The sequence below is a fragment of the Streptomyces sp. ISL-43 genome (assembly GCF_018614195.1).
Lineage (GTDB): Bacteria > Actinomycetota > Actinomycetes > Streptomycetales > Streptomycetaceae > Streptomyces.
This window is the reverse complement of the sequence record NZ_JAGGOT010000097.1, coordinates 25838-32226: the sequence shown is the minus strand read 5'-3', so window position 1 is coordinate 32226 and position 6389 is coordinate 25838. Positions and strand designations below refer to the sequence as shown.

Genomic DNA, 6389 nt, shown 5'->3' with positions numbered 1-6389 from the left:
CCCCCACCCCCACCCCCGCGGAGCAGGAGCAGGAGTACGAGTACGACTACGTCATCGTCGGCGGCGGCACCGCCGGCTCGGTGATCGCCTCCCGCCTGACCGAGGACCCGGACGTCACCGTCGCCGTCATCGAGGGCGGCCCCAGCGACATCGACCGCCCCGAGGTGCTCACCCTGCGCCGCTGGATGGGCCTGCTCGGCGGCGAGCTCGACTACGACTACCCCACCACCGAGCAGCCCCGCGGCAATTCGCACATCCGCCACAGCCGCGCCCGTGTCCTCGGCGGCTGCTCCTCGCACAACACCCTGATTGCCTTCAAGCCGCTCCCGTCCGACTGGGACGAGTGGGAGCAGTCGGGAGCCGAGGGCTGGCACGCGGCCGCCATGGACCCGTACTTCGACAGGCTCCTCAACAACATCGTCCCGGTGGCCGAGAAGGACCGCAACGCCATCGCGCGCGACTTCGTCGACTCCGCGCAGACCGCCCTGGGCGTCCCGCGCGTCGAGGGCTTCAACCGGAAGCCCTTCCACGAGGGCGTCGGCTTCTTCGATCTCGCCTACCACCCCGAGGACAACAAGCGCTCCTCCGCGTCGGTGGCCTACCTCCACCCCGTCATGGACGAACGCCCCAACCTCCGGATCCTCCTGGAGACCTGGGCCCACCGCCTGGAACTCGACGGCACTCGTGCGCGCGGAGTCCGCGTACGCGCCTCGGACGGCACCGAGTCCCTGGTCACCGCACGCCGCGAGGTGCTGGTGTGTGCCGGCGCCGTGGACACCCCGCGGCTGCTGCTGCACTCGGGCATCGGCCCGCGCGCGGACCTGGAAGCCCTCGGCATTCCGCCGGTGCACGACCTGCCCGGGGTCGGGGAGAACCTGCTCGACCACCCCGAGTCGGTGATCGTCTGGGAGACCGACGGTCCGATACCGGAGAACTCCGCGATGGACAGCGATGCGGGACTGTTCGTCCGGCGCGACCCCGACTCGGTGGGGCCCGACCTGATGTTCCACTTCTACCAGGTCCCCTTCACCGACAACCCCGAGCGCATCGGCTACGAGCGCCCCGCCCACGGGGTGTCGATGACCCCCAACATCCCCAAGCCGCGCAGCCGCGGCCGCCTCTACCTGACCAGCGCGGACCCCGAGGTGAAACCGGCCCTGGACTTCCGCTACTTCACGGACGAGGACGACTACGACAGCCGGACCCTGGTGGACGGCATCAAGCTCGCCCGGAAGATCGCCGCGGCCCAGCCGCTCGCCGGCTGGCTGGGGCGCGAGGTGTGCCCCGGCCCGGAGATCACCGGCGACGAGGAGCTGAGCGCTTACGCCCGCTCCGTCGCGCACACCGTCTACCACCCGGCCGGCACCTGCCGGATGGGCGCCGCCGACGACCCCGGGGCCGTCGTGGGCCCGGACCTGAAGATCCGCGGGCTCGAAGGCATCCGCATCGCGGACGCCTCGGTCTTCCCTACGATGCCCGCGGTCAACCCGATGATCGGAGTGCTCATGGTCGGCGAAAAGGCAGCCGAACTGCTCGCCCGGGACGGTGGTACCCGATGAACACCACTCCCGCCGCGCCCGCCGGCCCCACCGACCGGGCCGAGTCCCCCGTCTTCTCCGTGGAAGGCCTCTGGAAGGTCTTCGGCCCCGACAAGGCCGCCGCGAAGGTCCCCGGATCCGCCGACGCCGAACTGTCCGCCACCGAACTGCGCGAGCGCACCGGTTGCACCGCGGCCGTCCGCGACGTCACCTTCGACGTCCGCAAGGGCGAGGTCTTCGTCGTGATGGGCCTGTCCGGCTCCGGCAAGTCCACCCTCGTACGCTGTCTCACCCGGCTCATCGAGCCCACCGCCGGAAGCCTGGCCATCGACGGCGAGGACGTCCTGGCCATGGACACCACCAGGCTGCGCGCCCTGCGGCGCCACCGCACCGCCATGGTCTTCCAGCACTTCGGCCTGCTCCCGCACCGCACCGTCCTCGACAACGTGGCGTACGGACTGGAGATCCAGGGCGTCGGACGCGGTGACCGCCGGCACAAGGCCGCCGAACTCGTCGCGAAGGTCGGCCTCGAAGGACTGGAGGACCGGCGCCCCGGCCAGCTTTCGGGCGGCCAGCAGCAGCGCGTCGGTCTGGCCCGCGCCCTTGCCGCCGACCCCGAAGTACTCCTGTTCGACGAGCCGTTCAGCGCTCTTGACCCCCTCATCCGCCGCGAGATGCAGGAGGAGGTCGCCCGGCTCCACCACGAAGAGGGCCGCACCATGGTCTTCATCACCCACGACCTCGCCGAGGCCCTGCGCCTGGGCGACCGGATCGCGCTGATGCGCGACGGCCGCATCGTCCAGCTCGGCACGCCCGAGGAGATCGTCGGCTCGCCCGCCGACGACTACGTACGGGACTTCGTCCGCGACGTCCCCCGCGAACAGGTGCTCACCGTCCGCACCGCGATGCGCCCCGCCGCTGCCGGCGAGGCCGAACAGGGACCCGCACTGGGCCCCGCCACCACCGTGGTCGAGGCCATCCAGGTCGTCGCCCTCAGCGGCGGCCCGGCCCGCGTGGTCGACCGCGGCCGCTGCCTGGGCGTCGTGGACGACGCGGGGCTGCTCGCCGTCGTGGCCGGGCTCCCGGCCACCACCGGACGGGGGGTGGCGGCATGACCTGCCCCGTCCTTCCCGAGGTCCCCGTCCCCTACGCCCGGATGTGGTGCGCATGACCGCGACCCCGGCCCACACCCCGGCCCACACCCCGGCCCACACCCCGGCCCACACCCCGGCCCACACTCCGCCCGACACCCGCGCCGCCGCCCCTTCGGAAGCCCCGCAGTCCTCCGAAGGGCCCGCCGGCCCGCGTCCCTCCCGCGCGGAGCCCGCTCCGCAGGACCACCGCCCCCGCAGAGCCCGGCCGGGACTTGCCGCGCGCCGCCGGGCCCTCCTCCCGATGGGTGTCGCCGCCGTCCTGCTGATCCCGCTGGCCGTGGCCTTCCCGGGCGCGGGCAGCTGGCCCGCGGCCCTGGCCGTCGACCTGTCCGGCCCGCTCGGCCGCGCCGGCGACTGGATCATCGACCACCGCGACAGCCACCCGCTGTTCCTCTACTTCTTCGGCCACGTCAGCAACGCCGTCGTGGTGTCCGTCCGCGCCGTGTACGTGCTCCTGCTCGCCGCCGGCTGGACCGGGGTCACCGCCCTGGCCGCCCTGGTCGCCTGGCGCCTCGCCGGCATCCGGCTCGCCCTGACCTGCGCCGCCGCCTTCGCCGCCTGCGGACTGCTCGGCATGTGGGTGCCGACCATGCAGACCCTCGCGCTGATGGTCGTCGCCGTCGCCGCCTCCGTCGTACTCGGCGCCCTGCTCGGCCTCGCCTCGGGGCTCTCCCCGCGCGCCGACCGCGTGCTGCGCCCCGTACTCGACACCATGCAGATCCTTCCCGCCTTCGCGTACCTGCTGCCGATGGTGCTGGTCTTCGGCATCGGCGTGCCCGCCGCCGTCCTCGCCACCGTCGTCTACGCCGCCCCGCCCATGGCCCGCCTCACCGCCCTCGGCCTGCGCGAGGCCGACGCCGGCGTCCTGGAAGCCGCCGCCTCGCTCGGCGCCACCGGACGCCAGCGACTGCTGACCGCCCGGCTCCCGCTCGCGCGCCTCCAGCTCCTGCTCGGCGTCAACCAGGCCATCATGACGGGCCTTTCCATGGCCGTCATCGCCTCCGTGATCGGCGCGGGCGGCCTCGGCGACCGCGTCTACCAGGCCCTCGCCTCCGTGGACGTCGGCGCCGCCCTGGCCGCCGGCATCCCGATCGTGCTGCTCGCCGTGGTGCTGGACCGCACCGCCGACGCCGCGGGCCGCCGGATCGGCGCCGCCCCCGTGCCCGTCGGCGAACAACACCTGCTGCGCCGGGTGTTCTCGGGCTGGTACGGCCGCCTGCTCACCCTCCTCGCGGCGGTTGCCGCCGCCGTCGCCGGCCGCATCGCCGGCAGCCCCCTGTGGCCCGAGTCCTGGACCGTCTCCCTGGCCGGTCCGGTGAACTCGGCCGTCGCCTGGATGACCGACCACCTCTACTCCGGCGTACCCGTCGTCGGCGGCACCGCCGACTGGGCCGCCCGTTTCACCGGCTGGATCCTCGACCCGCTGCGCGCCGGACTCCAGGCCGCACCCTGGTGGCTGCTCCTCCTCGTCGCCTGCGCGCTCGCCCTGCTCGCGGGCACCTGGCGCACCGCGCTCACCGCGGTCCTCGCCCTGGGCGCCATCGGAGTGCTCGGCGTGTGGGAAGCCTCCCTGGACACGCTCTCCCAGGTCCTGGCCGCCGTGGCGGTCACGCTCGTACTCGGCTTCGCGATCGCCGTGGGAGCCGCCCGCAGCGCCCGCGCCGAACGACTGCTGCGGCCCGTCCTCGACGTCTGCCAGACCCTGCCGCAGTTCGTCTACCTCATCCCCGTGGTCGCGCTGTTCGGCGTCGGTCGCGCACCGGCCGCCGCGGCCGCCGTGGTGTACGCGCTCCCGGCCGTCGTCCGGATCACCGTCCAGGGCCTGCGCGAGGTGGACCCGACCGTCGTGGAATCCGCCCGCTCGCTCGGCGCCACCCGCTCACAGCTACTGCGGCAGGTCCAACTTCCCCTGGCCCGGAACGCGTTGCTGTTGGCCGTCAACCAGGCCGTGGTACTGGTCCTCGCCGTCGTCATCATCGGCGGCCTGGTCGGCGGCGGCGCGCTCGGCTACGACGTCGTCCTCGGCCTCGCGCAGGGCGACTTGGCCACCGGCCTGGTGGCCGGCGCCGCGATCGTCTGCCTCGGCCTGCTCCTCGACCGCCTCACCCAGCCCGCGAAGGAGGCCTGACATGCGCGACGCACACCACCGGGGCCTGCTCCTCGACCGCCGACGCGGCGCGGCCGTCCTCGCCGCCGCGACCGGACTCGCCGTCCTCACCGGCTGCGGGGCCGCCGACATGACCCGCCAGTCCTCCCCGTACGCCGCCGCACAGGGAGCGAAGACCGTCACGCTCTCCGTCCAGTCGTGGGTCGGCGCCCAGGCGAACACCGCCGTCGCCTCCTACCTCCTCGAACACGAGCTGGGCTACCGGGTGGACACCGTCCAGGTCGACGAGGTCCCCGCCTGGGACGCCCTCAGCCAGGGTCGCGTCGACGCGATCCTGGAGGACTGGGGCCACCCCGAGCAGGAGAGACGGTACGTAGAGGGAAAGAAGACCATCACCCCCGGCGGGGATCTGGGAGTGACGGGCCACATCGGCTGGTTCGTCCCCACGTACTTCGCCGAGGCCCATCCCGACGTCACGGACTGGAAGAACCTCGACAAGTACGCCGACCAGCTGCGCACCCCCGAGAGCCGCGGCAAAGGCCAGCTGATGGACGGCTCCCCGTCCTACGTCACGAACGACAAGGCGCTGGTGAAGAACCTGGGCCTGGACTTCGAAGTGGTCTTCGCCGGCTCCGAGGCGGCCCAGATCACCCAGATCAAGCAGTTCGCCAAGGAGCACAAGGCCTTCCTGACGTACTGGTACGAGCCGCAGTGGCTCTTCGAGCGTGTCCCGATGACCGAGGTGAAGCTCCCCGAGTACACCGAGGGCTGCGCGGACGATCCGCGGGAGGTGGCCTGCGCCTACCCGCACACACCCCTGCAGAAGTACCTGAACACGCGCTTCGCGGAGTCGGGCGGACAAGCGGCCGACTTCCTGAAGAGGTTCCACTGGACCAAGGCGCAGCAGAACGAGGTGTCCCTGATGATCGCCGAGGAGAAGCTGTCGCCGCAGCAGGCGGCGAAGAAGTGGGTGGAGCGCAACGAGAACGTGTGGAAGCCCTGGGTGGAGTGACCGACCCGCGCCCCCGCCCTACGGGATGAGGGAGGGCCCGGGTTGGTGCTCCGCGAGACGGCGTACCGCGCGCTGCACACGAACAAGGCCCTGCCCGGATGATTCCGGGCAGGGCCTTGTTCCGCTCCATTCCGCGGTGAGGCGATCACCTCGACGATCACAAGGAAGCGCGCCTCCTGGAAACAATCCAGCGAGGCGCGCTTCCCTGTGTTATCCGTCAGCCAAGCAGATTGCTCATGCATGAGATGGCCAGAATGATACCTACGACCGCCGTAGCCAGACGGATCACCGTCGGGCTGAATCCGGCGCCAGGGGTAACGGGGCTGCGATCCATGGAGTATTGGAAAATCCGATAGGCGAAGTCCCGCAGATTGAATGCGATAGACAGGGCCACTATCGCCATTATCCCTTGCCAGACGGCGTGTAGGTAGCCGACCGTTTCACCCTGAGCGGCTGTGATCATCATGTCCTCTTTCGTCAAATGCATGTCACTTCGGCGAAGTCGATGTCGATGTCGGCAGGAGTTTCCTCCAGGCTGTATGCGACGTCGGACCGATCACGGGGCAGCGTCGGCCCGG

General features: G+C 71.7%; 5 protein-coding genes. 4 read left to right on the top strand and 1 reads right to left on the bottom strand.

The window, feature by feature from the left end; genetic code table 11:
• Positions 1-53 precede the first annotated feature (53 nt).
• The 4 genes from J7F03_RS38280 to J7F03_RS38265 all read left to right on the top strand — a co-directional run bounded on the left by J7F03_RS38280 (position 54) and on the right by J7F03_RS38265 (position 5811).
• Positions 54-1559 (top strand): GMC family oxidoreductase, encoded by a 1506-nt coding sequence (locus J7F03_RS38280; protein ID WP_214957821.1) that lies wholly within the window; start codon positions 54-56, stop codon positions 1557-1559.
• A complete protein-coding gene (locus tag J7F03_RS38275) occupies positions 1556-2653 on the top strand; it encodes a glycine betaine/L-proline ABC transporter ATP-binding protein (RefSeq protein ID WP_214957818.1) in 1098 nt (365 codons plus the stop codon). Before J7F03_RS38280 ends, J7F03_RS38275 begins: the two co-directional genes overlap by 4 nt.
• A 280-nt stretch (positions 2654-2933) precedes the next feature.
• Complete coding sequence (locus tag J7F03_RS38270; RefSeq protein WP_214957820.1) at positions 2934-4820, top strand: ABC transporter permease subunit; 1887 nt, start codon at positions 2934-2936, stop codon at positions 4818-4820.
• 109 nt (positions 4821-4929) lie between these two features.
• A complete protein-coding gene (locus J7F03_RS38265; protein WP_251073117.1) occupies positions 4930-5811 on the top strand; it encodes an ABC transporter substrate-binding protein in 882 nt (293 codons plus the stop codon).
• A 217-nt stretch (positions 5812-6028) separates the two neighbouring features.
• Here J7F03_RS38265 and J7F03_RS38260 read toward each other — a convergent pair whose 3' ends face one another.
• Positions 6029-6292: a hypothetical protein gene (locus tag J7F03_RS38260; protein ID WP_251073109.1), complete on the bottom strand. Its 264-nt coding sequence runs from the start codon at positions 6290-6292 to the stop codon at positions 6029-6031.
• Positions 6293-6389 lie beyond the last annotated feature (97 nt).

What these genes read in the sequence shown, in the direction of transcription:
- J7F03_RS38275 (WP_214957818.1), top strand. Translation starts at nt 1,556, where the DNA reads ATGAACACCACTCCCGCCGCGCCCGCCGGCCCCACCGACCGGGCCGAG.
- J7F03_RS38270 (WP_214957820.1), top strand. Translation starts at nt 2,934, where the DNA reads ATGGGTGTCGCCGCCGTCCTGCTGATCCCGCTGGCCGTGGCCTTCCCG.
- J7F03_RS38265 (WP_251073117.1), top strand. Translation starts at nt 4,930, where the DNA reads ATGACCCGCCAGTCCTCCCCGTACGCCGCCGCACAGGGAGCGAAGACC.